Raw genomic sequence first — 25,329 nt, 5'->3', positions numbered from 1 at the left:
CTGTTACAACCTCGTTCATTGAGTAGATCAACTGCTGCTAAGGCTCACTGCTGGGGGTGTACAGTTGGACACTGGCAATGAGTGAGCGGGGAATCGCCAGCGATCGCCCCCGTTGATTGAGATAGACATTCACCGCGTCACGGCGAATCAGGTTGCCCTCCCAAAGGGTTTTGCCCCGATGGGGTGCGGTGGTCGTGACCCGTACAGGAAAGCCACGAAAGGCATCAAAGTCGCGATCGCTACTCAAGTAATCCGACAGGCCGGGACTCGACACCTCGAGAACGTAGGCAAACTCCAACTCTGGCAGCCCATCCAAAGCCATCTCCAGTGCCCGACTCAGCCGTTCGCAATCCTCTAAGCTGGTGTCATTCTCAGGATGGCGCACCTCCACCCGTAAAATCGGGGGCGATTGATGGGTCAGCCACTGCACACTCACCAGATCAAGGTGTTCTTGGTCGGCAACCTGCTGGGCAAGGGTTTGCACCACAGGCAAAAGCATCTGTATCTGCATAGGAAATAAAAAAGGCGGGACATTGCCCACCACACCCAAACAATCTCAGAAAATGACAACCCCACTTCCCTAGGGGAAGGAGACTTTTGAACCGTTCACAACAGAACGTTCATGGGTGCTGCCAATACACCACTCTTCGTAGCACTTAGTATAGCAGCTAACAGTGGGCGATCGCCACCCTGACCAACAGACCCGAGACGCTCCTAGCGATCGCTAAAATCGCCATTCGTCAGCTCATCACCGTCGTAGTCCTCTTCTTCTAGCTCCAAATCCTCCAAGACAGGATTCAAGAGCACTGCCATCTCCGCCTCATGGTGGGTGAGCCACTGGCCTGGGGTGCGGAACCAGCGGGGTGGGTTGATGTAGCGAGCATAGTACCATGGGGGAGCAGTGGGCTGGCTAATTTCCGCCTGTACCCGAATCTTCTCACCCGCATAGTAGGCATCTTCGGGCTCCACTTCCAACCATACTTTTTGGCCGATGATTTCTTGGGGGAGCATCATAATGGCAATTCCTCGGGGAACCTCTCCTACAGCCCTTTTCTGGAAGTACTACCCTGTCTCACGTGTGCTTTTACCGTGTTGAGGATATCTCATCCTTAGGAAAAGAACTGTACCTTACCTTAATTCTATTCAGTTGTAGCCGATCTGAGGAAATGTTGCAGTTACTCACCATCGCCCATCGCCAACGAGGGGTAGGGCTGCTGCCGTTTCGGATCCTCGAGCTTTAGGGAAATAAGTCCAGCACAGAGGACAAAGACCATCGAAACCCACAGACAGCCGACAATGCCCCAAATTTGATAGATGAGGCCAGAGAGAACCGTTCCTGCTAGTCGCCCGCCGGAATTGGCCATGTAGTAAAAGCCAACATTCAAGGCCACCTTTTCATCATCGGTGTAGGCCAGCACCAAGTAGGAGTGGACTGCCGAATTCATGGCAAAAATCAAGCCAAAAAGGAGCAAGCCGCCAATAATGACGGCATTGGGATTCCAGTGGCTCATCAAGCCCAAGGCAATGACTGCTGGCACAATCGTCAGTGTAAACGTCCAAAACTGAATAGTGGCGGCTTGGGGAGGGCGACCGCGATTGAGGTATTTCAACAGCAGGGGTGCCGAGGACTGAACACCCCCATAGCCAATGACCCACAGGGCGAGAAAGCCCCCCACTTCATAAAATGACCAGTTGAGAACACTTTGGAGATAGACGGGCAAACCCACCACAAACCAGACATCCCGCGCACCAAAGAGGAAAAAGCGAGCGGCAGAAAGAATATTGATCTCCTTGCTCTTGGAAAAGAGTTGGCGAAATTTGATTTTCTTTTTGATCTGCCCCATCCCCCGTGGCAATAACAAACCGCTGAACAGGATCAAGATAAGCGCGATCGCCATAATCCACAGGGACGCTCTATAGCCCGCCAATGTCAGCAACACACTGCCAACAAAGAAACCCACCCCCTTGAGGGCATTTTTAGAACCCGTCAGAATCGCCACCCACTTAAAGAGCCGTGACTCCGCCTCTTGGGGCACCACTAAGCGAATGGCGCTCTTAGAACTCATCTTTGTCAGGTCTTTGGCCACCCCCGACATCGCCTGTGCCGCCATCACATAGGGCACCGCAAACCACAAGGGCCATTCTTGCGTTAAGGGCGTGAGCATGATCAGCGAGATCACCTGTAAACCAATGCCCGCGTAGAGGGTGACATTCAGCCCTAAACGGGAACCAATCCAGCCACCGAGAAAGTTGGTGACAATGCCAAAAATTTCATAGAAGAGAAAGAGGAAGGCAATTTGCAGCGGTGTGTAACCAATTTGGTTAAAGTAGAGCAGCACTAGCATCCGCAGTGCGCCATCGGTAATCGTGAACCCCCAGTAGGCGAGGGTAACAATCATATAGTTGCGGACACTGGTGGACACAGCCATAGCAGACTCCCTAGGGCAAAGTAGTGGCGACGTGACGAGCTAATTCGGCCATGCGATTGCTGTAGCCCCATTCGTTGTCGTACCACGCGAGAATTTTTACCTGCGTTTCATCCACAACCATTGTGGAGAGGGCATCGACAATACTTGAACGGGGGTCGTTGCAATAGTCAATGGAAACAAGAGGGCGCTCCTCATAACCGAGAATTCCCTTGAGCTGACCGTTTGCCGCCGCTTTCAGGGCTGCATTCACCTCTGTTACACTAGTGGGGCGGCTGACTTCAAAAACACAGTCGGTGAGGGACGCATTCAACAGCGGTACCCGCACGGCTAAGCCATTGAGTTTGCCTTGGAGTTCTGGATAAATCAGCCCAATAGCAGTGGCTGAACCCGTGGTTGTCGGCACAAGAGACATTAGACTAGAGCGGGCACGGCGCAAGTCCTTGTGGGGGGTATCCACCACTGTTTGCGTATTGGTGACATCGTGGATCGTGGTGATCAAGCCGTGGCGAATGCCAAGGGTTTCGTGAATGACCTTAACGACGGGGGCAAGGCAATTTGTCGTACAGGAGGCGGCGGTGAGTAAGTGGTGTTCTTGGGGATTGTAGAGATGGTCATTGACGCCCATGACAATGTTGAGAGCCTGTTCTTTGACGGGGGCGGCAACAATCACTTTTTTCACCCCAACTGCAAAGTAGGCCGCCAGTTGCTCAGCGGTACGGAATTTACCGGAGCACTCTAGGACAATGTCCACCGCGCGCTCTTGCCAAGGTACCTCTGCTGGGGTTTTTGCTTCCGAAAAGGTCAGGATCTGATCGTTGATGGCGATCGCCCCCTCTTTGGCCTCGATAGTTTGGAGCCAGCGGCCATGCACCGAGTCAAACTCTAGTAAATGGGCGGCAGCGGTTGTGCCTCCTTTAATCTCGTTAATGTGGCGAAAGTCGAGTTCAGGCCAACCCCACGCGGCACGCAAAACCAAGCGACCAATGCGGCCAAAGCCATTAATGCCGATGCCAACGCCCATCGTTGCTGCTCCAGCGGGACATCCCTACGTTATTTCAAATAATCTTGAATTGTCAATCAGCAAAAATTCTTTCTGAAAGGAATGCTCTTAAACGTGGGAGCAGGGGGGTTGACTCGGATCTTCCCAACACGGCGGCAGCGTCGGCTCAGGAATCGGCTGGGCAGGGGTACCAAAAACCATTTCGCAACTGTAGTCGCTAAAGTTGGGCGTCATCGTCAAGGGAATGCCAAATCGCTGCCGAAAGAATTGCTCTGTGGGCTTTTTGCACAGGTTGATACAGAGTGCCACGCATTGAGATTCAGCAAGATAGCGGCATTTTTGAATGCGCACGCCACTGTGTTGCCATTGGCGGGGTTGATCGGGGGGAATGACCTCGACCCAGTAGCGATCGCTGGCTCCCACTAACCAGCCCGTGAGGCGGGTGGCAAACCACGCATTCCACTCACAGACCCAACGGGTCGGGCGAAAGAGTGTGCGCACCAAGGTGCTGATGACAGGGGGGACTAACCGATCAAAGACGGTGGCCACGATAGCCTGCTGCTGCACGGGCGATCGCCCCTGCTTCACTTGCCGTGTGATTTCAACAAAGCCAACGTAGTCGAATCGCTGTGGCTCAACCCCAATGACACTAGCGATCGCTCGAATCAACCGAGCCAAGCACCATCGCTCTAGCCAGTTGAGGGACTCAGGCGGCATCGTCAAGCTGATCGAGCACCTCAAGGGCAGCACGGCGAACGATTGGATCCGTTTCCTGTCCCAGCAGCAAATACAGGGCTTCCTGCACCTGGCGGCAATCAGTATTTCTAGGGACACGTGCTAACTGGCGAATGGCCACTAGCCGATGGAGCGGTTGCGGATGGCTGAGGTCAGCAAACCACTGAGACACCTGTTGGAGCTGTTGCTGCTGTTGCAGTTGCCCCATGAGCGTCCCAAGAAGGGCAATGACGGCCACTAAAAGAATGCCGAGGATGACAAGCGCCACCACGAGCCATGGATCTGCGGTGTGCTGACCCAAATGCAAAAGGGTATAGGTGCCCAAACAGGCCAACAGACCCGCGACCACCGTAAAGGCGAAGGGATGGTGTAGCCATTGGGACATCTGTTGGCGCAGGTCTTGCCATAGGGTCAACAGTCGGCATTGCCAGCGACTGAGGAGAAAAATCGTACCCACACCGCTCAGGGTGGCCACCATCAAAGGGCCATCGGTTTGCCACAGGAGAAGGCCGGCCCCCAGTCCGCCGATGACCAGCAAAAGACGCTCAGACAGCAGATTAAAAACGAAGGATTTCCAGCGCAGCCGTTGCGATCGCGTCGCGTGCCCTTTGGGCAATCGCCTGTGGTGCAGCACAGTTGAGTGCCGTTGAGGTCGCGGCAATGACCATTTCGCCCAAGAGGTAACCATAGGGTGGGTATACTGCCAATTGATGCTTTATTCTACCGTAATTCTATAGCCCCTCAGCTTGTCTGAATTGGCTGCATTAGCCTTTCCAGCGTAGGATCACCACTTCTTCGCGCAGTTGCTCCTTGGTGGCACTGGCAAACCGTGTTCGGAAGAGATCTGTACGCACAACCTCATAGCCAAGGGATTGGGCGGTGTCGGCTAACAGCTGGCCAGTGGGAATCATTACGCGCAAATAGGAGGTTTGGTCACCCACGACGTAGGCTAGTTGGGCATTGGGGCGCAGGAGCGATCGCAGGGCAGCCAAGTGGCGCGCCATACCGCCGAAATAAAGCCTTGTTACTTTGCTGTAGCGCCTTTCAAAGCCAGACGTTTTACCCAGCTCAATTCTGCGGCGTTCAATTTCAGCTGCTATCCTCTGAATTTCGGGATGATTTTGAACCCAGCGATCGTCGTCATCGGCCTTATACACATTGCGGGTATTGGAACGCAGTAGACTCTTTTTCAAAGCCTGTAAATCCGCCTTGGTTTTGATGAAACCTAGGAGTACCAATTCAAGGCGAGTTGTTCTGGTGTAGTCCTTTTCGTTGGGATACGGGGGCGACGTGATTACCGCATCAACGGACTGCGGCGGCAATACTCGGTCAGGACACCTTGCATCCGCCAGATAGACGTGGGCAGGGGCATCATTTTGATTTTTGACCTGCCGCAAATCCTCCACCATTTCATCAATTTTGGCGAGCCAAGCACTAATCACTGGTGCATCAACTTTAGGCTTGCCAACACCCACTTCAGGGCCAAAGCGCAAATTACTCACGGCAAAAACCAGTATGTTGGCGATCGCTAGCAGTTGATGCCGATAGACCTGTTCTATTCTGTATTTCTCTAAGCAGTCAAGGAGTACCAAGACCTTGTGCAAGGGAATCGGGCTGATCGACCCCGTAAGGATGAGTTTATGTTGCTCTGGCGAGAGTTGGCGTAACGGTAGATCCGCAATATTCCCCTCAAAAGGCAGCGAGTCCTCTATCCCTTGCTGCCGCAGGATGTCAAGGGCAAATTCTGCGATCTCACAGGAGTGACGGTAGAGTAAATCCGGATCAACATCCCAATCCGTCTTAACACACGTCGCAAAATGGGCAAATGGATTGGCTTCGGTACCCAATGAGGGGATTCCACGCAGCTTCGACTCAACCAGCGTTGTGCCTGTGCCGCAAAAGGGGTCGAGGATGACACTCTCTGCATTCAAGCCAAAGTCTTCTATATAATCCCTCACAAGATGGGGCGGATAAGAGAGCACAAACCGATACCAGTCATGAAAGGCGCGGTCTTGCTCATCTATCTTGTTGATATTGCCATTGTCTTTGGGAACGGTTGTATCCTTAGAATGTTTTAGCAACTCAACTCCTGTGGCGATTTGCTCCTAATCCTCTAAAGTCTATGAAAAATTGACTGCATTGGCAGGGGGTTCACTTCACTGCCTCAAAAAGCGGGCACTCTTTAGGCCTCTTTGCAGCGTTCTTGATCCAATTGAGGTCGTTTAGGGCAGACGTTGAATCTCAGCGCGGAAGCCATTGACCTCCATAAAGGCGCGCATTTCGGTGGCATTGGCCTCGTTTTGGAAACTTCCCACTTGTAGGGCGCGGCGCTGACCCAAGGTAATGGGTATCACTTCGGGAACGAGCGATCGCAGGCGTTCTTGATTGGCCAGATCATCCTCCCGCAAATCCAAAACAATGACTCGAAACCGCGTTCTGGGGGCTACGGGAGCTAGTGTTGCCAAGTTTGCATCAGAAATGTCTGGTGGGGGCGGCAATTGATTCATCGCGCGATCGCGACCCACAAATCCCATCGGAATCGGGCCACTAGGCACCGGCAATCGTTCGAGGGAGTTGTCAAGCTGCTGCGGCGGTGGGGTGGGAATTGGCGCGGTACTCACCTCTGGGGCAGGCACGGGAATCGGGATGACGGTATTCACCTCTGGCGGTGGCACGGGGATGGGAATCGGTTCTGCCGCCAATACGGGCGTCCCCCAACCCATTAGGATCAAACATAGGTGACTCAACCACGGCTGGGAGTGAATGCTGAAACGGCTCATCAAAAACTTCATTGCGCTATCAACAATGCCGATGAACGGTGAACAGAACTGTGTTGATTCTTTTCTGTGGGGATCGGACGTGCTATGCAAAATTTAGCTCCCGGATTTGAGGGGCAACGCATCCGGCGGATTCTCGATGCCAACCTTGACCGTGCCCGCGAAGGTCTGCGGGTGATTGAGGAATGGTGCCGCTTTGGCCGCGAAGATGCTGCCCTGAGTGCAGAATGTAAAGATTTGCGCCAAACCCTTGGCCGCTACCATACCCCAGAGTTGCGGGCGGCACGACAAACGGATCAGGATCCGGGGACTGCTTTGAGTCATCCCCAAGAGCGCGATCGCCAGACCCTCAGCGAGGTGCTCACCGCTAACTTTGCCCGTGTCCAAGAAGCCCTGCGGGTGATTGAAGAATACGCGAAATTGACGGACACTGAGCTGAGTGACACCGCCAAAGCCCTCCGCTATCGCGTTTACATTCTCGAGCAAGCCCTGATCCTCAACCCGCGCCAAGCTCGAGCGCAACGCCTGCAAGGGGCAAAGCTCTATCTGGTGACTGCCCCCAGCGATCGCCTGCTGGCAACCGTCGAAGCTGCTTTGAAGGGGGGACTGCCCCTTGTGCAATACCGCGACAAAACCAGTGATGATCACACCCGTCTAACCACGGCTCGCCAGTTACAAGCGCTGTGCCAACGCTACGGCGCCCTGTTTTTGGTCAACGATCGCGTGGATATTGCCGTTGGTGCCAATGCCGATGGTGTCCACCTCGGACAGACGGATATTCCCATGGAACTGGCTCGGCAAATTTTAGGGCGCGATCGCCTCGTGGGACGCTCGACCACCAATCCCCAAGAACTGGAGCGCGCCATTGCTGAAGGTGCCGATTATGTGGGTGTTGGGCCGATTTTTGCGACTCCTACCAAGCCCGGTAAAGCGGCTGTGGGCTTTGACTATCTCCAATACGCCCGCAAACACGCCCCGATGCCGCAGTTTGCCATTGGCGGCATTGATCTCAGTAACATTGATGAGGTGGTCAAGGCCGGGGCGACTCAGGTGGCCGTTGTCCGCGCCATTATGGATGCGGCTGACCCAGAGGCAACCACCCGAGAATTATTACGACGCTTATCTCAAAGGGAACCATCATGACCTCGGCGGCTGAGATTACTGCTGCTGTGCGGCAACTGTACAATACCTATCCTTTTCCGCCGGAACCGCTCCTTGATGAGCCACCACCGGGGTACAACTGGCGCTGGTCTTGGCCGGCGGCCTATAGCTTTTGCACAGGACGCTATCCCTCCCAGTTAGAGGTTGCCATTCTCGATGCCGGTTGTGGCACTGGTGTAGGAACGGAATATCTCGCCCATTTGAATCCGCAGGCAAAGATTACCGCGTTGGATCTCAGTGAGGGTGCTTTGGAGATTGCCCGCGAACGCTGCCGGCGATCGGGCGCCACCAATGTCGAATTTCACCACCTAAGCCTAGAGGATGTGGCACAACTGGGGCAAAGGTTCCAGATGATTAACTGTGTGGGCGTGCTGCACCATCTGCCGGATCCGCAGCGGGGTATTCAAGCTCTCGCCGATGTTCTTGCCCCCGGCGGCATTTTGCACATCTTTGTTTATGGAGCCTACGGTCGCTGGGAAATTAAACTGATGCAGCAGGCCATTGCCCTCCTTCTAGGGAGCGATCGCCACAACTATCGCGAGGGGGTGGCCATTGGACGACAACTCTTTGCCGCATTGCCGCAGAACAACCGCCTGAAAAAGCGCGAGCAGGAGCGCTGGAGCCTCGAAAATCAGCGGGATGAATGCTTTGCTGATATGTATGTGCATCCCCAAGAAATTGACTACACGATCGCCAGCCTCTTTGATCTCATTGCTGCCTCTGGCCTAGAATTCGTTGGCTTTTCCAATCCCCAAGTTTGGCGGTTGGAGCGGCTGTTGGGCACGCAGCCAGAACTTTTGCACCGGGCACAGCACTTAGATCCGATCCAGCAATATCAACTCATTGAATGCCTTGACCCTGAGGCAATGACCCACTTTGAGTTCTTTTTGGCCAAGCCGCCGCTGCCCCGTCACGATTGGTCTGAGGATGCGGCTCTGCTGGTGGCCATTCCGTGGCGACACCCCTGCTTAGATGGCTGGCCAGGAGCCTGTGTCTTTAACTGTCACTATGATGTGATTCAGCTCAATCAGGCTGAGCAGCAATTCCTGACGGCTGCGACGGGTCAAAAAAACGTGGCTGAGGTATTAGCTGAGCAACCGGGCTTCAATCTTGCAGGGGTGCGATCGCTCCTTGAGCGGGACTTACTTCTCTTAGGAGTAAAAGAATGACGGATCTACTGGAAATAGTCTCTGCCAGTGGGGCAGTCTATGATTGCAGTCATTGGGGACGTCTACGCCTTACGGGGGGCGATCGCCTGAAGTTTTTGCACAATCAAAGCTCCAATAACTGTCTTGTCTTGCAACCCGGCCAAGGGGCAGATACGGTTTTTCTGACCTCGACGGCGCGCACCCTTGATCTTGTCACCCTACTTGTTCATAGGGAGTGGGTGGATCTACTGGTGTCACCGCAGCGCCGCGAGTTTCTCTTGAAATGGCTCGATAAGTACATCTTCTTTGGCGACGATGTGCAGGTGAGCGATCGCACTGCTGAGAGCTACTGCTATCGAGTTTTTGGGAGTGTTGCTGAGAAGATCAGCGCTCAATTTGGTCTTGAAGGATTAGCGCATCCCTATGATCATGTCACTGTCACCCACGAAGGTGTTCCCTTAACCCTTGCTGCCACCAGTGGCCTAGCAATTCCGGGTTTCACCCTTTGGAGCGATCGCCCCCTCAGCGATTTACTTCATCCCTATCCCCAACTGAGTGATGCCGACTGGGAGCACCTACGCATCCGCCAAGGCCGTCCGGCTGCCGAGGCTGAACTCACCGAAGACTATAACCCCCTCGAAGCCCGACTGGGGCATACGATTTCTTTCAATAAGGGCTGCTACATTGGCCAAGAAACGATCGCTCGCCTCAACACCTACCAAGGGGTCAAACAACATCTCTGGGGACTGGACTTAAGTGCCGTAGTGACACCCCCCACCCCCTTACTCCTAGCCGGTGAAAAAGTGGGTCTGCTCACCAGTTGTACTCCCCTAGAGAAGGGTGCCTTTGGCCTCGGCTATGTGCGCACAAAAGTGGGCGGTGCTGGGTTGACGTTGCACACCCCAGAGGGCGTGACTGCCCAAGTGGTCGAGGTACCCTTCTTAAGAACTGTTGCCTAAAAATACTCTCATTAGAGAATGTTATAATCCAATCGGTTCGTGCAGACGTTTACTGACCGAAGGAAGGAAGCCTATGGCCACGGCACAGGTATTAGCGTTCATGCAAAAGACCGCTGAGGATGCCAAACTGCGGGATGAATTGGAAAACCTTCTGGGGGTAGGGGATGGCAATATCAGCGGGGCTGCCGAACTCGATGCCGAGGAACTGGCCGCGCTGCGGGGAAAAATGGCACCGAAAGTGGTGGATTTTGCCAGTCAGCATGGTTTTGAGTTTTCCACCGATGAACTGGTGCAGGTGGTGGATTCCTTTGCCCAACATCAGGCGGGGGAAATCAGTGATGACGAATTTTCAGGCATTTTAGGCGTTCCTGTGAATAGTGACCACGCTGAACACCAAACCCAAGTGACCAATCCACTCCAGCGCCTCGCCCGCTACCTCGGTAAAACCTATTTGGGTATTGGTGCGGATGAGGAGAGCGAATAAGGCTCAACAACTCTCAGCAAGACTGCGTCCAGCCCGTCGTAAAATCCGTTTGTGGTCCCAATGGTTGCTCCCTGGGCTACTGGTGAAACGATGGCTCCTAATTAGTGCAGTTGGCGTTTTGCTGGCTAGTCTGGGCTTTGCCATTAGCATCAACCTCACCCCCATTTTTTACTTCCTGCAATTTCTAGAGCAGTTTGTTCAAAGTATTGCCCGTTTTGTGCCCAGCTACATCAGTGGCCCTTTACTGCTGCTTGGGGGGTTGGCACTGATTGCTTGGGGCTATGCCCGTACCCTTGGTTCCATTACGGAAGTCCTACTGCCAGAGGACGATAAGGCGCTTGTGGAGCGACTCCTCACCCATCGGCGCTTGGGGCGAGGCCCGAAAATTGTGGCCATTGGGGGCGGTACGGGGCTGTCAACCCTCTTGCGGGGACTCAAGCTCTATAGTTCCAATATCACTGCCATTGTGACGATGGCCGATGATGGCGGCTCATCCGGACGACTGCGGCGAGAAATTGGGGTGCTGCCACCGGGGGATATTCGCAACTGCTTGGCGGCGCTAGCGGATGAGGAGAAAATCGTCACCGAACTCTTTCAGTACCGCTTTGAGGCGGGCGATGGCTTGGCGGGGCACAGTTTTGGCAATTTGTTTCTGACGGCGATGACAAATATCACGGGGGATCTGGAGCGAGCGATCGCCACCAGTTCAGCGGTCTTGGCCATTCGTGGTCAAGTGTTGCCAGCCACCCTAACAGATATGACCCTTTGGGCACGCCTTGCCGATGGTCGCCTCATTCATGGGGAGTCCAACATTACAGCCGCCCGCGGCAAAATTGTCGAAATTGGTTGCTCTCCCCCTGCCCCCAAAGCCCTACCCCGCGCCATTCAAGCTCTCCATGAAGCCGACTACATTATCCTTGGCCCCGGCAGTCTCTATACGAGTATCATTCCCAATCTTTTGGTGCCTGAGATTGCCCAAGCCCTAGCGGAGCGGCAGTGCCCCTGTGTTTACGTCTGCAACATTATGACGCAGCCGGGGGAAACCGATGGCTATGCTGTGAGTGATCATGTGCGTGCTCTTGATGCGGTCACGGGCGATCGCCTGTTTGATGCAGTGCTGGTGCAAAAATATCCCCCCAGTGCTGCTCACCTTGAACGCTATGCGCAGCAGGGAAGTACCGCTGTGGCTATTGATCGGGAAGCCCTGACCCGCCAAAACTGTCGGCTGATCCTTGCTGATGTGATGGACGAATCCACGCCAACCGTGCGCCATGATTCGCAAAAGTTAGCAGCCATTCTGATGCGTTGGTATGAACGCGTGCGATCGCTCTAGCCTTGTGCCTTGGGAAGGCGATCCCTAATAATAGAACCGTTGCACTTGGGTCTGTGGCCTGCCATGTCCTTGGAACTTCTGCGCTCGCTCGTGTGGATGGACTACCGCTTGGCGGTACTGTTTACAGTCGTTATTCCCTTGATCCTGCTCTTGTGGTCAACGATTCAGAATGTGCCAGCCATTACTCAACTGCTGATTATCTATTGGCGGGTGTCCAGTCTATTGGCAATTACGGTATATCTGATGATGCCCCAGTGGCCAGTGGCCTACGTCACGGGATTTATGGCCTTGGTACTGATTCCCATTAGCCTCTGGTTCTGGGTCGATCTCAATGAAGAAATTAGCGATCGCCAAGATTTGATTGGTCAGGTCTTTAGTAGCTGGCGTTGGGCAATCACGCTCTACTGTACCCTTGCCGCCATTGGTCAGGCCTTTTATTTGCCCTGTGCGTTTGTCGCTGGTGCCGTTCAGACCCCCAGTTGCCAAGTCTGGCTCGAGCCGCCCCTGATGTTCAAAGATATTTTCCATGCCCAAGCCCGCGCTGGCACCCTTGGCTTCTTTGCGGCGGTTGCACTGGTGATTTATCTGCTCTACCTGAGCTACTTTGTGTTTGTGCGCTTACCCAAGCAGGGGCGATCGGCCACGGGTCTATAGCCTATGCCGCTGCAACGCATTCTTGAACCTGAGGTCATGGAAACGCCAGAAACGGCTGCCGCCTATGACGCCATGGATTTTACTGCCGTTAATGCCGTCTTCTGTGAAGATTTAGCCGCAGTCTTAGCCAGTGTTGAGCAACCTCTAAAAGTCTTAGATGTGGGTACAGGGAACGGGCGGATTCTGCAAATGCTGCATCAACGCTATCCCCATTGGCAACTAACAGGGATTGACCTCAGTCCAGCCATGCTGGCGATCGCCCGGCACCACAGTCCCCAATTAAACTTTATGCAAGGGGATGCCAAAGCCTTGCCCTTTGCCGCAGCGAGTTTTGATGTCGTTATCAGCAATAGCCTTGTCCATCACTTAGCCGATCCCCAGCCTGCCCTAGGGGAAATGCTGCGGGTGCTCCGTCCCCAAGGCACCCTGTTTATCCGCGATCTCTGTCGTCCGCAAACGCGGGCAGAACTGCAAGCCTTGGTTGACCAATATGCGGGTCAAGACACGCCCCAACAACGGCAACTGTTTGCCGATTCGCTCCATGCGGCACTGACCTTAACGGAAATGAGGGATCTGTTCAAAACCTTGCCGCAGCCGCCGCAGCAGTGGCAAGCCACCCTCACCTCCGATCGCCATTGGACCGTTGTGGCACAGCGCTAATGAACCGGCGGCATTACTTTATTGCTTTGTTGCCCAATGCTGACATTCAGGCTGAAGTCACCCGCCTCAAGCAGTATTGTTGCGATCGCTACCAAACCCAAGCAGCACTACGCTCCCCACCCCACGTCACCCTCTATCCCCCCTTTTGGTGGCCACATGTAGCAGTAGCAGATCTAGAGCAAGCCCTAGAAACCTTTTCCCGCCAAGCTGCTCCAGTGGAATTGATTCTCAATGGCTTTGCTGCCTTTCCGCCGCGGGTCATTTACATTCATGTTGCCGCCACCCCAGATCTGAAAATGCTCCAAGCCAACTTAGTTAAGAGCGTAGCTCAACCCTTGAACCTTCCCTTCACCCGGCGGCACCCTTTTACCCCCCACATGACGATCGCCTTTCGTGATTTAACCAAGGACAACTTTCGCCACGCTTGGGCAGACTTTCAAGCACAATCCTTTGCGGCTCGCTGTTGGGTATCCCACCTCACACTGCTGGTGCACAATGGCCGCCGCTGGCAGATTTATCGTGAATTTTTGTTAAGAAACCTTGCCCCTGATGCCCCTTGAAATCAATTTGCGACAAGTCAATGACTTGATTTTTGCCAACTGCGGAATTATGATGCAAGGAACACTTTTCTCTCAGACTTCCTAAAATCAGAAGTATAGCCCTTTGCACAAGGATGGCACACGCTTAAAATCGTGAAAGCCGATACGGGAGAAGACTGTTTCTCCTATATCTCAGGAAAGGGTTGTAAAACAATATTGTAGTCTTGGTAGTGATAAATACTTAGTGACTTTCATGCGCTATATGAGGCTAGAGGCAAGTGCTGATATTAAGGGGGGAGTATTTGTGTTTTCTATCATTTGGAGCAACAGAGTTGAATTCAGACGCTTCCATGATCTGAGGAATTTTGGGGAGTCAATGGATCAGCAGTAGCCCATTGCTGAGGATAAGGTTATGAAACTGGAAGATATCTACACCTTTTTCCGCCAGCCACCGCCCGTTTACCTGAGCAAGGAAGTTGCGGTGTGCTATGTGCTCTATACCCTTGTGGAAAAGGGGGACTCCTATGGCACGGCGCTGATTCAAGCCATTGAAAACGAATATCCTCTTTACCGCCTTTCTGATACGGTTCTTTACAGCGCCCTCAAATTCCTTGAGGATGAGGGAATTATTGATGGTTATTGGAAGAAGGTGGAAGGTCGCGGTCGGCCGCGGCGAATGTACCACATTGTTGGCGAAAAGGAGCAACAGGCGCGGGAACTTTCGGAGCTTTGGCTACGCTATTTGCAGGAACATCCCCACCGTCAGGAGTAATCTAAGCATCGAGTTGGCGCAGGCGATCGCGCACGGCTTGCATATCCTGCCACGTTAGCCACTTGGGACTGCCCGGCTCCCGCGAGTTATTTCGCAACAGATAAGCAGGATGAAAAATCGGCATACACCAGCGTCCCTGCCATTCAATCCACTGGCCACGAATTTTGGTAATGCCGCGATTATCTTTCAGCAATCCAGAGACAGCCGTTGCCCCCGCCAGCAAAATAATGCGGGGATTCACCAAGCGAATCTGCTCTAGGAGGTAGGGCAAACAGGCTGCTGCTTCCACGGGTGTTGGGACGCGGTTGCCGGGGGGGCGGCACTTCACAATGTTGCAGATATAGGCATCCCGTTCACTATCGAGATTGACCGAAGCAAGGATTTTATCGAGGAGCTGCCCTGCCTTGCCAACAAAGGGGCGACCCGTTTCATCCTCCGCTTGACCCGGTCCTTCCCCAATAATCATCAGCTTGGCGGCGGGATTACCACGGCTGACCACCACATGGGTACGGGTGGCCGCTAAGCCACAGCGTTGACACTGCTGACAATGCGCCGCAAGCGCCTCCAAGTCGCGGTAGGTACCGGCGGGAATGGGCACCTCAGCCCGCAGTGGAATTTGATCGTAGGTGGCAGCATCAAGGGGCGTCGCTGGTGCAGGTTCGGCCTCGGTGGGGGTGTCAAATAAGCTAAATTGCAACGGTTCACTCATGTGGATCGTAACTTCCTGAGAATAATGTTAAAGAAACTTCACGAAACTTAGGAAAAACTTAGGACAAATCGCACCAATTTTATGGCGATCGCGGGAAGCTTAATTTATCTCACAAAAGTATTTTACAAATTAATAACTACGGCGAAACAGGTTTCCCACTGCATTGTATAAGAAATACCTGAAGGGTTTAACAGCACGGTTGTTGACCTCACCTAGGGAAACACAGGCTGTTATTCGACCTTTCCGGCACCCACCACTGTGGTGTTCGTGACCTGACATATCCACACCAAGGATCAGCTTGGTCGCTCTAAGGTTGCTTGACACAGCCTTTATGGGTTGACACAAAAACACCATAAAAATCCTGCAATCCCGCTAGGGGCAGGAATGTCAAGAAGTTCTAACTTCTTTAACAACCTTTAAGGAGAATTGATCCATGCTAGATGCATTTGCCAAAGTTGTCGCTCAGGCCGATGCCCGCGGTGAATTCCTCACCAACGCCCAGTTCGATGCCCTGTCCAACTTGGTGAAAGAAGGCAACAAGCGTCTGGATGCCGTCAACCGCATCACCAGCAATGCCTCCACGATCGTTGCTAACGCTGCTCGTGCCCTCTTTGCAGAGCAACCCCAACTGATCCAACCCGGTGGGAATGCTTACACCAACCGTCGTATGGCTGCTTGCCTGCGCGACATGGAAATCATCTTGCGCTATGTGACCTACGCCATTTTGGCCGGTGACTCCAGCGTGCTCGATGATCGCTGCTTGAACGGTCTGCGGGAAACCTACCAAGCCCTTGGTACCCCCGGCTCCTCCGTGGCTGTGGCTATCCAAAAAATGAAAGATGCCGCGATCGCGATCGCCAATGATCCCAATGGCATCACCCCTGGCGATTGCAGTGCCCTGATGTCTGAGATTGCTGGCTACTTTGATCGTGCCGCTGCCGCTGTTGCCTAAGACACAGCTACCGTCTTGTAACTTTGACCGTTCTGAACACGCACATTTTTTAGGGAGATATTTTATCCATGAAAACGCCGATTACTGAAGCTATTGCCGCCGCTGATACCCAAGGTCGTTTCCTTAGCAACACCGAGCTGCAAGCGGTTGACGGTCGCTTCAAGCGCGCTGTGGCCAGCATGGAAGCTGCTCGCGCCCTGACCAACAATGCTCAGAGCCTGATTGACGGCGCAGCCCAAGCGGTGTACCAAAAATTCCCCTACACCACCACCATGCAAGGCTCTCAATATGCCTCGACCCCCGAAGGCAAAGCCAAGTGCGCCCGTGACATCGGCTACTACCTGCGGATGGTGACCTACTGCCTCGTTGCCGGTGGCACTGGTCCGATGGATGAGTACCTCATCGCTGGCTTGTCTGAAATCAACAGCACGTTTGATCTCTCCCCAAGCTGGTATGTGGAAGCTCTGAAATACATCAAAGCCAATCATGGCTTGACGGGCCAAGCTGCGGTGGAAGCCAACGCCTACATCGACTACGCCATTAACGCCCTCAGCTAATAGGCGTTTCCCTTCGTTGCCCGGTGAGGTAAGCAGATGTTGTCGGCGTTGGGCTGACCCTTTGTTTACAGCACCGGGCTTGTTTGTACCCTCGATATTTAGGAGTTTGTACCGTGGCTATTACTGCTGCTGCTTCGCGCTTGGGTACCTCCGCCTTCAGTGATGCTCCGCGGGTGGAGCTGCGTGCCAACTGGAGCGAGGAAGATCTAGAGACTGTCATCCGTGCCGTTTACCGTCAGGTCTTGGGCAATGACTATGTCATGGCATCGGAGCGTTTGGTGAGTGCGGAGTCACTGTTGCGCAATGGCAAAATTACCGTGCGGGAGTTTGTGCGCGCAGTGGCCAAGTCGGAACTATACAAAGAGAAGTTTCTCTACGGCAATTTTCAAACCCGTGTCATTGAACTGAACTATAAGCATTTGTTGGGGCGGGCACCCTACGACGAGTCGGAAGTAATCTTCCATTTGGATCTCTACGAAAATGAGGGCTTTGATGCCGACATTGACTCCTACATTGATTCCCCCGAATACACCGATAGCTTTGGGGATTGGGTCGTGCCCTATTACCGTGGCTTTAATAGCCAGCCGGGTCAGAAAACAGTGGGCTTTAACCGCATGTTCCGTCTCTATCGTGGCTATGCCAATAGCGATCGCGCCCAAGCAGAAGGCAGCATGTCCCGTTTAGCGCGGGATCTGGCCACCAACAGTCCCAATACGGTGGTGCCGCCTTCGAGTAGCGATACAGCCTTTGCCTACTACACCCCCAGTGCCGATGTTCCCCCACGGGCTTGCTTGGGTGGTTCCTTTGGTGAAAGTGGCCGCGTCTATCGCATTGAAGTGGCGGGCATTCGCCAACCGGGCTATCCGGGGGTGCGCCGCAGCAGTACCGCCTTCTTGGTGCCCTATGAGCAACTGTCGAGCAAAATGCAGCAGCTTCAGCGCACGGGTGCTCGCATTGTCAGTGTCAATCCTGCCTAGGAATGTTTGTTTAGCGTCCTTTTGAGATTGGGAGTCAGGTGTCATGTTTGGTCAAACTGCGTCTGGAAGTGCTGCCCTTAGCCCCTCCGGCGCTCGCGTTTTCCGCTACGAGGTTGTGGGTCTGCGTCAAAACGAAGAAACTGACAAAATGGGGTTTCCGATTCGGCGCAGCGGTAGCACCTTTATTACGGTGCCCTACAACCGCATGAATGAAGAGATGCAGCGCATTACCCGCATGGGGGGCAAAATCGTTTCCATTACCCCTGTCGTCGCCTCCTAATTGGCTGATGTCTGGAGAGGGAATGACGGCGGTCTCTGAACCGGTACAACTGACGGTTCCCCAAATGCTGGCGCAGCTTCAGGGGACGGATACCAGTCTCCGCTACTATGCGGCGTGGTGGCTGGGGAAGTTTGGCCTAGAAACGGCAACGGCAGCGGAGCGGCAGGCCATTGTCAGCGCTTTGATGATGGCTTTAGCCGATGAGGCCGATCGCACAGAATTGGGGGGCTACCCTCTGCGGCGGAATGCCGCCCGTGCCTTGGGCAAGTTAGGCGATCGCCAAGCCGTACCGGCGTTAATTGAGTGCTTGCGCTGCGAGGATTTTTATGTCCGTGAGGCGGCGGCCATTGCCCTTGGTCAGTTGGGAGATCCCCAAGCGATCGCGCCCCTACAAGCGCTCCTAGAAGGGGGTGTGGCAATGGCGCGGCTCGTCCCCGGGCGCCCGCATTTAGTGCAGCCGGTGGAAGCTGTGATTGAAAGCTTGGGTCAGCTCGGTGCCACTGAAGCCATTGCCCTGATTGAGCCATTCTTGGCCCATGAGATGCCGCGAGTCCAATTTGCCGCCGCGCGGGCACTTTTTCAGCTCACGGGAGCGGCCGAGTATGGCGATCGCCTGCTGGCGGCTCTCAACAGTGAGGATGTGCAACTGCGGCGGACAGCGCTTCTGGATTTGGGAGCGATGGGCTATCTACCCGCAGCAGAGGCTATTTTGCAGGCGGGTGTTGAAGCGAGCTTCAAGCTCATTGCCCTCCACGGCATCCTCAGCCAGCAACTGCGGCAGGCCGCCCCAGCCGAACAGACCCTCTCCCTCTTTCAAGGATTGGATCAACTGCTGTGAGTGATCTCCATCCCTATATCCATGCCGTTGAGACCGCCACCTCTGCTCCTGCCCTATGCGAGGCGGTGGTTCAGCTTGCCCAGCAAAAAGACACCGCTGCCATTCCCACGCTGATTGCGGTTTTGGGGTACAACAACCCCGCTGCTGCCCAAGCCGCTGTGGCAGGCCTCATTGCCCTTGGGGATGCTGTCGTGGAGCCGCTGTTGGCACAGTTGGATGGATACAACTACGGTGCCCGTGCCTATGGGGTGCGAGTTTTGGGAAGCATTGGTCATCCTGCCGCCCTACGGGTCTTATTGGCTGCCGCGCAGTCGGATTTTGCCCCCAGTGTTCGTCGCGCCGCCACAAAGGCCTTAGGAACGCTCCGCTGGCAGTTAATCCCTGAAGAGACGGCAAGAGAGGCTCAATTAAGGGAAGCACTCACAGTTCTTCAACGCAACAGTGAAGCAGCGGATTGGGCGGTTCGCTATGCCGTGGGTGTTGCCCTCGATCATCTGCATCAGCAGGCGGCTGCTCGTGCCCTTCGGGAAGCGGTGCGTTTCCTCCTCAATCATTTGAGCGATCGCGACCCCGACATTGTTGTGCGTTCCCGTTGTCAACTTGCCCTCCAGAGGGACTCTCTGTCCATGCACACCTAAAAGGATTGGAAAGTTATGTCGTTACCCTTGCTGGCTGTGAAGCCCAGAACCCTTGACCAGCGGGTGGTCAGTTATGAAGTCCCCGCCGAGGATGATCCCGTCATCTACCGCCTCACCGATGCCACCGATGCCGCAGACGTGGATGCCCTGATTTGGGCAGCCTATCGCCAAATTTTCAGCGAGCACCTGATTTTGGCCTCCTACCGTCAGCCCTTCCTAGAATCCCAACTGCGCAATCGTGCCATTTCCGTACAGGATTTTATCCGTGGCTTGGGTAAGTCCGAGGTCTATCGCGAGCAAGTGGCAGCCGTCAATTCCAATTACCGCCTTGTGGATGTCTCCTTCAAGCGATTCCTTGGCCGCCCCACCTATGGCCAGCAGGAGCAGATTGCTTGGTCAATTATTTTAGCCACCCGTGGCCTAGAAGGATTTATTGATGCCTTGGTGGACAGCGACGAGTACCAGCAAAACTTTGGTGCCGATATTGTCCCCTACCAACGGCGGCGGCGCATGGCGCGTCCTTTTAACCTCGTTAATCCCCGCTACAGCGACTACTGGCGCAACAAGGAAATGTCCCTGAGTGGCCGTTCTTACTATCAAGTGCGCTACTACACCGCAGGGCCACTGGACAAGCAAATTATCCGCGGCGCGATTCCAGCCAACTTCCTCTCTATGGCGCGTTCAATTGTGGTGCCTACCCTCGATACTCAACGCCATGTGGCACGGGCCACCTCCAGTTTGGTGACGGTTCCCAACACCGCCCAAGAGCGGGATTTGCCGCCGACACCGGTCAAACCTGTGCCCGTTGCGTTGCCCTATCGTTATTTGCCCTCTCAACCAAAGGTGTAAGCCATGACGATTCCCTTGCTGAGCTATGCCCCTAGTTCCCAAAATCAGCGGGTACCGGGCTATGAAGTGCCCAATGAAGACACCCCTTGGCGCTATTCCCTTGAGGATGCAGTGGATCAGTCGGATATTGATGAACTGATTTGGGCAGCCTATCGCCAAGTGTTTAGTGAACACGTTGTCCTCAAGAGTACCCGCCAGCCCCATTTGGAGTCCCAACTAGCCAATCGTGCCATTTCGGTACGGGATTTTATTCGCGGCTTGGCCAAATCGGAGACATTCCGTCGCTTGGTGGTGGAGACGAACTCCAACTATCGCTTGGTGGAAATTGCCCTGAAGCGGCTCCTTGGGCGTGCCCCTTACAACAAAGATGAAGAACTGGCGTGGTCCATTCGCATTGCCACCGACGGTTGGCAGAACTTTGTCGATACCCTTGTGGATAGTGACGAATATACGCAAAACTTTGGCGATAACACCGTGCCCTACCAGCGTCGTCGCTATAAAGATCGCCCCTTTAATCTGGTGACCCCTCGCTATGGTGACTACTGGCGCGATAAGTTAGAGAACAGTCGCTACAAGTGGGGCGACATTCGCAACTTCTTGGAGATGGCACGATCGGTCAAAGTGACGCCTGTGCAGTTCAAGCCAGTGTCCACGGCCAATGTGCAAATCCCCGATACCACGCGGCGCGATCGCCCGACTGTACCGGCGTCGATCAACCCGACGGCGACCTTTCCGCTGCGCTAGCTATTGTTTCACTCTTTGACTTGGGAGAGATCCATGGACTTACCTCTACTCACCTACAAACCCACGACTCAAAACCACCGCGTCGCTAGCTTTGGAACTGCCGATCAAAACGAAGATACCCCCTATATCTATCGTCTTGAGGATGCGGCCTCCTACGCGGAAATCCGCGAGGTGATTTGGGCCTGCTATCGGCAGGTGTTTAGTGAGCATGCCACCTTGGCCTTTAACCGTCAAATCACCTTGGAATCCCAATTAGTGAACCGAGTGATTACGGTGCGGGACTTCATTCGCGGTCTGGCCAAATCAGAGCGCTTCTACAATACGGTGGTGGCTGTGAACGACAACTACCGTTTGGTGGATGTTTGCCTGCGGCGGTTCTTGGGGCGCAGTGCCTACAACGAAGAGGAAAAAATTGCTTGGTCAATTAAAATCGGCACTCTTGGCTTCTATGGCTTTGTCGATGCCCTCCTCGACAGTGAGGAATACACCAATGCCTTTGGTGACTTTACGGTGCCCTACCAGCGCAAGCGGATGGAGGGACGTCCCTTTAACCTCGTGACGCCGCGCTATGGCTTTGAATACCGCGACAAAGTCGGCACCACTACCACGGATTGGCGGTTTACGCTGGAGAAATTCTACGATCGCAAGTTCCAAGAGCGGCGGCTACCGGAGGGCGACCCCCGCAAATACCGCAATTTGGCAGCAGCGATCGCGCCCAAGACTCGCTATGCCCAGCAGTTGCGTGCCGCTGATATTGACTACTTGGCCAAGGTGCCCCGCCGGCGTTAAATTACGCTCAACGATGCTTTAATCATCTGGCCGTCGGTAAATTTACTGGCGGCTTTTTCTCATTCGTTCCTGCTTGGAACCCCAGTGCATTTTTGCGTGTCCAATCTAGAGGCTCATTGTTTCTTGCCGCTATGCGCGATCGCCTTCTCCCGTGGCTAGTACCTGCCATTATCACTACCACCATTCTGCCCGCCAGTAGTCAAGTTACGATTCCAATTACGGTCACCGTCAGTCCCGGTCGCGCTGTTTTGGGAGATACGCTGGCCATTGTGGTCAACGCTGCAGAACAACCCACAGTCGAGGTGGCGGGCAAAGCCCTGCCGGTCTTCTCCATTGGGCCACAGCAATGGCGTGCGTTTGTGGCCACAACACCACTACAGACCCCCGGCCGCCGTTCATTGGTGGTTCGCTCAGGAAATGAAACCCGCAATCTGTTGCTGTGGGTGGGCGATCGCTCCTTTCCTGTGCAAAGTATTTGGCTCCCACCGGGCAAAGACGCCTCAGGAACGGATTTGGAATTTGATCGCGTGGATGCCTTTAAGGCACTGGTCACCCCCGAAAGACTCTGGCAAGGTGCCTTTCGCCGCCCCAACAGTGGCCCTGTGACCACACCCTACGGCGTGCGGCGGTACTACAACGGGGTTTTTGCCAAGGACTACTTCCATCGTGGTTTGGACTATGCAGGCCCCAAGGGATCACCCGTAGTAGCGGCGCAGCGGGGGCGAGTGGCCTTAGTGGGGCGAGAATCCCAAGGATTTCTCATCCATGGCAACACGATCGGTATTGATCATGGGCAGGGGGTGCTGACGATTTACCTGCACCTCGATCAAATCCGCGTTCAAGAGGGACAAATGGTTGAGGCAGGACAAGTCATTGGTACGGTTGGCAATACGGGTGCCTCCACAGGATCCCATTTACATTGGGGACTCTACGTTAATGGCGAGTGCGTTGATCCGCGATCGTGGCTGGCTCAGGGCTGGCAATAGTTGCGATATAACTCGCTGCTGAGCCTAGTTTAGGGTCAAGAAATGGGGGATAATGCTAGTTCAGAGGTAGCCGCTTCGCTACCATTGCCGCTGATAAGATTTGGGAGTTAGCAACAATGACGATTCTCTTTCAACTGGCTCTTGCTGCCCTTGTCGTCCTCTCCTTTGTGATGGTGGTGGCTGTGCCAGTGGCCTACGCCTCGCCCCAAGACTGGGATCGCTCAAAGCAGTTAATTTTCCTTGGCTCTGGGCTATGGATTGCCCTAGTGCTGGTGGTAGGCGTTCTCAACTTTTTTGTGGTTTAGTTCAGCCAGCGTTGGCGATAGACTTCGTACAAGAGCACTGCTGTGGCGATCGCCACATTGAGGGATTCAACATTTGGCTCCTGAGGAATCCGCAGTGCCGTAAACGTGAGATCTTGGTAGGCCGGGGGTAACCCTTGGCCTTCATTTCCCATGACCAGTAAGGTCGGTTGACGAAAATCCGCTTGCCAATAGATCAGTGGCGCGGTTGGTAATGTGACGACTATTTGCCATCCTTGGGCTTGGTAGGCTTTGAGAGTTGCCAAACCATCGCTAACAGTTTGCATCGGTAGGCGAAACCACTGGCCGGCACTGGCACGCAACACTTTTGGATGGGTCATGTCCACACAATCGGGGGTCAACAATAGCCCCTCAACACCTACGGCGGCAGCGGTACGAATAATCGTTCCCAAGTTGCCCGGATCCTGAAGCGTGACTAAGCACAGACCTAAACGCTGGAGTGGCAAGGTAGGAAGGGGTGTATAGTCGGCAACAGCAACGACGCCATCGGGAGTGGTTGTCGTACAGAGGGCAGTCAGTACCTCTTCACTGACTTCAACGGCGCGATCGCTCCTATGGACAACCTGCTGCCAAAATGTTGGCGATTGCTTTGCTTGCCAAGCGCTGGTATAGCAAACCACCGATAAGCGATAGCCGGCTGCCAGTGCCTCTTGGAGCAAATGAGTCCCCTCTAAAAGCAAGTGCCCTTGGCGATATTTACGGTGGTGCAGCCTACGGATCGAGCGCACCAAGGGATTCTGCCGACTGGTAATGATCACAACTGAATCCAGCGCTCAAGTAAACGTTCCAGATAGGGAGTCAAGAGTGCGGTTTGCGCGGCTTGAGCTTGAATCTCTGTGGCGGATTGAATGTAAGGGCCGGGGACTAGCTCGTGCTGACAGTGCTGAATCAACTCCCCAAGGCTAGCGGGGGTCACTTCTAAGTGAAACTGAAGACCAACAATGCGATCGCCCCACAAGAATCCTTGCTGCGGACAGGCGGCACTTTTGGCGAGGGGCATCGCATCCGGAGGGAGGCTAAACATCTCCCCATGCCAATGCAGCACCGTCAGTTGGGGTGGCCAATCCTGAAACCAAGGATGCGCTTGGGCGGCTGCTGTCAGTTCAATGGGAAACCAGCCGATTTCCTTCGTGGGTGCTGGGGTGACCTCTGCCCCTAGGACTTGTGCCAAGAGCTGAGCACCAAGACAAATCCCGAAAATGGGTAACCCGTTGGCGATCGCTTGGCGCAAAAAGGCCTTTTCAGCCCCTAACCACGGATAAACAGCCTCATCGTGTACCCCCATAGGGCCGCCCATCACAATCAGCGCATCCACCTCCGTCAATGCGGGTAGCGGCTCGCCCGCATAGAGATGACTGCCTTGCCAATCAAAACCACGGGCGATCGCCCACTGCGCAATGTAGGCAGGGGTCTCAAAGGGCACGTGCTGGAGGTAGTGCAGCCGCATGAATCCCCTTAGGAAGAACTGCCGCCTTCATTCCCAAGGATACGGGATTTATACTCATTCACCTTTTGGCCAAGTTCACGGCGACCGGACTCAAAGAGGACATAGCGATAGAGAAACCAACAAGTGTAGCCAAAGCCTACGAGTTCACAGGTCGGGCCTAGGAGGGGAATGGCATTCACTACTTCCAAAATGGCAACCGCGAGTGCCACAAAGGGAACAGTGGCGAGAATGATGAGGAGGGTGCGCAGGGGCTGCTTGTATTCGCCCAGAAATGCACTAACCTGATCGGGGAAGACCGTGAGGAGCCAATAGAGTTTTTCACGAGCCTGTTGCCACTGTTCATCCGTGAGACCGCCCACCTTCGGCGGTGCTGGCTGAGACTCTACTTCCGCTAAGGGTGCTGGTGCCGGCGTTGGTTCAAAAATAGGCTTTTCCGTATGGGCGGTTTCTGTGGTTGGGGATGTCTCAAATTCATTCATGCGCTTAAGTTCCTTCAGTACCTCAGCAAGTTTAGGCTAAGTTCACCGATCAGCGTTGGCTAATAGCTAATAATTGTTTAACATAGGTGGTGCCTTACCGCTAGCATCCC

32 protein-coding genes are annotated in these 25,329 nt (G+C 54.3%); 20 read left to right on the top strand and 12 right to left on the bottom strand.

Translation table 11 applies throughout. The features are described from left to right. Positions 1-37: 37 nt before the first annotated feature. The 8 genes from rimP to QYC28_RS03500 form a co-directional block, all read right to left on the bottom strand. On the bottom strand, positions 38-499 hold the full coding sequence (rimP, locus tag QYC28_RS03535) for a ribosome maturation factor RimP (protein WP_190278200.1): 462 nt from the start codon (positions 497-499) through the stop codon (positions 38-40). Between the two features lie 215 nt (positions 500-714). After that, the gene (locus QYC28_RS03530) at positions 715-1,014 is read right to left on the bottom strand and encodes a hypothetical protein (protein WP_149818236.1); all 300 of its coding nucleotides are present in this window, start codon (positions 1,012-1,014) and stop codon (positions 715-717) included. A gap of 161 nt (positions 1,015-1,175) precedes the next feature. Beyond that, positions 1,176-2,429 (bottom strand): organoarsenical effux MFS transporter ArsJ, encoded by a 1,254-nt coding sequence (gene arsJ, locus QYC28_RS03525; RefSeq protein WP_149818233.1) that lies wholly within the window; start codon positions 2,427-2,429, stop codon positions 1,176-1,178. Between the two features lie 10 nt (positions 2,430-2,439). Beyond that, positions 2,440-3,450 carry an ArsJ-associated glyceraldehyde-3-phosphate dehydrogenase gene (locus tag QYC28_RS03520; protein WP_286626608.1) on the bottom strand — a complete coding sequence of 337 codons (1,011 nt, stop codon included), beginning with the start codon at positions 3,448-3,450 and terminating at the stop codon, positions 2,440-2,442. A gap of 87 nt (positions 3,451-3,537) precedes the next feature. Further along, on the bottom strand, positions 3,538-4,146 hold the full coding sequence (locus tag QYC28_RS03515) for a DUF4033 domain-containing protein (protein WP_226972039.1): 609 nt from the start codon (positions 4,144-4,146) through the stop codon (positions 3,538-3,540). Next, positions 4,136-4,852, bottom strand: a complete 717-nt coding sequence (locus QYC28_RS03510; RefSeq protein WP_302679845.1) for a hypothetical protein — start codon at positions 4,850-4,852, stop codon at positions 4,136-4,138. The genes QYC28_RS03515 and QYC28_RS03510 overlap by 11 nt, the downstream gene beginning before the upstream one ends. A gap of 76 nt (positions 4,853-4,928) precedes the next feature. Continuing rightward, positions 4,929-6,245, bottom strand: a complete 1,317-nt coding sequence (locus QYC28_RS03505) for a DNA methyltransferase (protein WP_302679844.1) — start codon at positions 6,243-6,245, stop codon at positions 4,929-4,931. Positions 6,246-6,386: 141 nt separating this feature from the next. After that, positions 6,387-6,944: an SPOR domain-containing protein gene (locus tag QYC28_RS03500; RefSeq protein WP_190278198.1), complete on the bottom strand. Its 558-nt coding sequence runs from the start codon at positions 6,942-6,944 to the stop codon at positions 6,387-6,389. An 84-nt stretch (positions 6,945-7,028) separates the two neighbouring features. Here QYC28_RS03500 and QYC28_RS03495 point away from each other — a divergent pair, with 84 nt between their 5' ends. The 9 genes from QYC28_RS03495 (at position 7,029) to QYC28_RS03455 (ending at position 14,651) form a co-directional block, all read left to right on the top strand. Further along, positions 7,029-8,084 (top strand): thiamine phosphate synthase, encoded by a 1,056-nt coding sequence (locus QYC28_RS03495; RefSeq protein ID WP_190278197.1) that lies wholly within the window; start codon positions 7,029-7,031, stop codon positions 8,082-8,084. Continuing rightward, the gene (locus QYC28_RS03490; RefSeq protein ID WP_149818221.1) at positions 8,081-9,271 is read left to right on the top strand and encodes a bifunctional 2-polyprenyl-6-hydroxyphenol methylase/3-demethylubiquinol 3-O-methyltransferase UbiG; all 1,191 of its coding nucleotides are present in this window, start codon (positions 8,081-8,083) and stop codon (positions 9,269-9,271) included. The genes QYC28_RS03495 and QYC28_RS03490 overlap by 4 nt, the downstream gene beginning before the upstream one ends. Further along, positions 9,268-10,209 carry a folate-binding protein YgfZ gene (locus QYC28_RS03485; RefSeq protein ID WP_149818219.1) on the top strand — a complete coding sequence of 314 codons (942 nt, stop codon included), beginning with the start codon at positions 9,268-9,270 and terminating at the stop codon, positions 10,207-10,209. Before QYC28_RS03490 ends, QYC28_RS03485 begins: the two co-directional genes overlap by 4 nt. A gap of 73 nt (positions 10,210-10,282) precedes the next feature. Then, complete coding sequence (locus QYC28_RS03480; protein WP_149818217.1) at positions 10,283-10,693, top strand: hypothetical protein; 411 nt, start codon at positions 10,283-10,285, stop codon at positions 10,691-10,693. Then, a complete protein-coding gene (gene yvcK / locus QYC28_RS03475; protein ID WP_190278196.1) occupies positions 10,677-12,026 on the top strand; it encodes a gluconeogenesis factor YvcK family protein in 1,350 nt (449 codons plus the stop codon). The genes QYC28_RS03480 and yvcK overlap by 17 nt, the downstream gene beginning before the upstream one ends. A gap of 63 nt (positions 12,027-12,089) precedes the next feature. Beyond that, the gene (locus QYC28_RS03470) at positions 12,090-12,680 is read left to right on the top strand and encodes a DUF3177 family protein (RefSeq protein WP_149818213.1); all 591 of its coding nucleotides are present in this window, start codon (positions 12,090-12,092) and stop codon (positions 12,678-12,680) included. A 3-nt stretch (positions 12,681-12,683) separates the two neighbouring features. Next, entirely contained in the window at positions 12,684-13,340 is a 657-nt protein-coding gene (locus QYC28_RS03465; protein WP_149818211.1) for a class I SAM-dependent methyltransferase, read from the top strand. Then, complete coding sequence (locus QYC28_RS03460) at positions 13,340-13,900, top strand: 2'-5' RNA ligase family protein (RefSeq protein ID WP_286626599.1); 561 nt, start codon at positions 13,340-13,342, stop codon at positions 13,898-13,900. The genes QYC28_RS03465 and QYC28_RS03460 overlap by 1 nt, the downstream gene beginning before the upstream one ends. A 391-nt stretch (positions 13,901-14,291) precedes the next feature. Beyond that, positions 14,292-14,651 (top strand): PadR family transcriptional regulator, encoded by a 360-nt coding sequence (locus QYC28_RS03455; RefSeq protein ID WP_149818207.1) that lies wholly within the window; start codon positions 14,292-14,294, stop codon positions 14,649-14,651. A 1-nt stretch (position 14,652) separates the two neighbouring features. Here the strand turns inward: QYC28_RS03455 and QYC28_RS03450 are convergent, their stop codons facing one another. Continuing rightward, on the bottom strand, positions 14,653-15,360 hold the full coding sequence (locus QYC28_RS03450) for a uracil-DNA glycosylase family protein (RefSeq protein ID WP_149818205.1): 708 nt from the start codon (positions 15,358-15,360) through the stop codon (positions 14,653-14,655). A gap of 433 nt (positions 15,361-15,793) precedes the next feature. Here QYC28_RS03450 and QYC28_RS03445 point away from each other — a divergent pair, with 433 nt between their 5' ends. The 11 genes from QYC28_RS03445 (at position 15,794) to psbZ (ending at position 23,275) form a co-directional block, all read left to right on the top strand. Continuing rightward, complete coding sequence (locus tag QYC28_RS03445; RefSeq protein ID WP_011057792.1) at positions 15,794-16,312, top strand: phycocyanin subunit beta; 519 nt, start codon at positions 15,794-15,796, stop codon at positions 16,310-16,312. Positions 16,313-16,380: 68 nt separating this feature from the next. After that, positions 16,381-16,869, top strand: coding sequence for a phycocyanin subunit alpha (gene cpcA / locus QYC28_RS03440; RefSeq protein ID WP_149818203.1), 489 nt, complete (start codon positions 16,381-16,383; stop codon positions 16,867-16,869). 113 nt (positions 16,870-16,982) lie between these two features. Continuing rightward, the gene (locus QYC28_RS03435; protein WP_149818201.1) at positions 16,983-17,846 is read left to right on the top strand and encodes a phycobilisome linker polypeptide; all 864 of its coding nucleotides are present in this window, start codon (positions 16,983-16,985) and stop codon (positions 17,844-17,846) included. A 43-nt stretch (positions 17,847-17,889) separates the two neighbouring features. Further along, on the top strand, positions 17,890-18,126 hold the full coding sequence (locus QYC28_RS03430) for a phycobilisome linker polypeptide (protein WP_149818199.1): 237 nt from the start codon (positions 17,890-17,892) through the stop codon (positions 18,124-18,126). 7 nt (positions 18,127-18,133) lie between these two features. After that, positions 18,134-18,964 carry a HEAT repeat domain-containing protein gene (locus QYC28_RS03425; protein ID WP_149818197.1) on the top strand — a complete coding sequence of 277 codons (831 nt, stop codon included), beginning with the start codon at positions 18,134-18,136 and terminating at the stop codon, positions 18,962-18,964. Further along, positions 18,961-19,602 carry a HEAT repeat domain-containing protein gene (locus QYC28_RS03420; protein ID WP_225901515.1) on the top strand — a complete coding sequence of 214 codons (642 nt, stop codon included), beginning with the start codon at positions 18,961-18,963 and terminating at the stop codon, positions 19,600-19,602. The genes QYC28_RS03425 and QYC28_RS03420 overlap by 4 nt, the downstream gene beginning before the upstream one ends. A gap of 15 nt (positions 19,603-19,617) precedes the next feature. Beyond that, positions 19,618-20,451: a phycobilisome rod-core linker polypeptide gene (locus tag QYC28_RS03415; RefSeq protein WP_149818193.1), complete on the top strand. Its 834-nt coding sequence runs from the start codon at positions 19,618-19,620 to the stop codon at positions 20,449-20,451. Positions 20,452-20,454: 3 nt separating this feature from the next. Beyond that, positions 20,455-21,195 carry a phycobilisome rod-core linker polypeptide gene (locus QYC28_RS03410; protein ID WP_302676357.1) on the top strand — a complete coding sequence of 247 codons (741 nt, stop codon included), beginning with the start codon at positions 20,455-20,457 and terminating at the stop codon, positions 21,193-21,195. Positions 21,196-21,228: 33 nt separating this feature from the next. Next, on the top strand, positions 21,229-21,984 hold the full coding sequence (locus QYC28_RS03405) for a phycobilisome rod-core linker polypeptide (protein ID WP_149818189.1): 756 nt from the start codon (positions 21,229-21,231) through the stop codon (positions 21,982-21,984). A gap of 131 nt (positions 21,985-22,115) precedes the next feature. Then, entirely contained in the window at positions 22,116-22,970 is an 855-nt protein-coding gene (locus QYC28_RS03400) for a M23 family metallopeptidase (RefSeq protein WP_302679843.1), read from the top strand. 116 nt (positions 22,971-23,086) lie between these two features. Continuing rightward, the gene (psbZ, locus tag QYC28_RS03395; RefSeq protein ID WP_149818185.1) at positions 23,087-23,275 is read left to right on the top strand and encodes a photosystem II reaction center protein PsbZ; all 189 of its coding nucleotides are present in this window, start codon (positions 23,087-23,089) and stop codon (positions 23,273-23,275) included. Here psbZ and QYC28_RS03390 read toward each other — a convergent pair. The 3 genes from QYC28_RS03390 to QYC28_RS03380 are packed head-to-tail and all read right to left on the bottom strand — an operon-like array spanning position 23,272 to position 25,219. Next, positions 23,272-24,048 (bottom strand): RNA methyltransferase, encoded by a 777-nt coding sequence (locus QYC28_RS03390; RefSeq protein WP_190278304.1) that lies wholly within the window; start codon positions 24,046-24,048, stop codon positions 23,272-23,274. The two genes, psbZ and QYC28_RS03390, sit on opposite strands and share 4 nt — an antisense overlap. After that, positions 24,048-24,740, bottom strand: a complete 693-nt coding sequence (locus tag QYC28_RS03385) for a type 1 glutamine amidotransferase (protein WP_286649874.1) — start codon at positions 24,738-24,740, stop codon at positions 24,048-24,050. The genes QYC28_RS03390 and QYC28_RS03385 overlap by 1 nt, the downstream gene beginning before the upstream one ends. Positions 24,741-24,748: 8 nt before the next feature. Continuing rightward, on the bottom strand, positions 24,749-25,219 hold the full coding sequence (locus tag QYC28_RS03380) for a CAAD domain-containing protein (protein ID WP_302679842.1): 471 nt from the start codon (positions 25,217-25,219) through the stop codon (positions 24,749-24,751). Between the last annotated feature and the right edge of the window lie 110 nt (positions 25,220-25,329).

The sequence above is a fragment of the Thermosynechococcus sp. HY596 genome, assembly GCF_030518715.1.
GTDB lineage: Bacteria > Cyanobacteriota > Cyanobacteriia > Thermosynechococcales > Thermosynechococcaceae > Thermosynechococcus.
Note: the sequence above shows the minus strand (reverse complement) of the source record. Positions and strands in the feature narration are given on the sequence as shown.